The sequence below is a fragment of the Treponema sp. R80B11-R83G3 genome (genome assembly GCF_054786115.1).
This window is the reverse complement of record NZ_BDHF01000290.1, coordinates 1-958: the sequence shown is the minus strand read 5'-3', so window position 1 is coordinate 958 and position 958 is coordinate 1. Positions and strand designations below refer to the sequence as shown.

Genomic DNA, 958 nt, shown 5'->3' with positions numbered 1-958 from the left:
GTACAAGTTTATGTCCGATGTTTACATACCTGGCGTAAAAAGCAGGTTTAATTCCGATCAGGTTATTGACGGCCTGATGAAACTTGAAAAAATTCCCAGAGACAGAGCCCAAAACAACATTGACTCTTTACGCGTCCAAAAAGGCTACTGGCAGGAAGTAGGCAGGCGGATAAATACCCTGCGCGACAGCGCCCGCCAACTCTACTCTTTTCAAAACCCTTTTAGCGAAAGACTTGGCCAAAGTACGGATGAATCCGTATTAACGGCTATCGCGAACAGGGATGCCGCTGAACAAACTTTTTCTTTTACGGTCAAACAAACCGCTCAGGCTGACCGTTTCCTATCCCAACCCCTTGATGAAAAAACAAGAATAGAAGCCGGCACTTATTCCTTTTCAGTCGGCAATGATGAAATTTCCATTAATTACCGGGGCGGCACTTTAAAAAATTTTGTAGAAACGATAAATAACAGGGGGCGTAATAAAATATCCGCTTCCCTTATAACCGTAAAAAGCGGAACAATTTCGCTTTTAATAGAATCCAAATTGACAGGCTCAAAAAACAGATTGGCCTTTTCTCAGGACGCTTCGGCTCTTGCCACACGTATCGGCATGATGGAAGTCGGCAGTGGTGAGCAGACCAGCTTCCCCGTCAGTGAAAACACGGTGCAAAAATCGGGACAAAACGCCTCTAATGTGGCAATTAACAACGGCGTATTGCAGGTCGCCCCGCTATCATCCGCCTCCGTCCCCATAAATATCGCAATTACTTCAGATTCGCCCCTTATTCTCCGGCTTGAAACCCAAACCAAAGTTAATCAAGACGATGCCATTAATACTCCGCAACCGGGTCCGGGGCCGAATATTCCGACAGGTTCGGTAACCTACGGAGACATTACAATTGAAAATTTACCGTCTGAAGCTCCAAAACTTGATTCTGCCCCGCCGCCGCCTCCGAAA

General features: G+C 46.2%; 1 protein-coding gene. It reads left to right on the top strand.

Annotated elements, in window-relative coordinates; all coding sequences use genetic code 11:
* A partial coding sequence (locus tag ACYVRH_RS13385) for a flagellar cap protein FliD N-terminal domain-containing protein (RefSeq protein ID WP_461257391.1) occupies nucleotides 1-958 on the top strand: 958 nt, incomplete at both ends.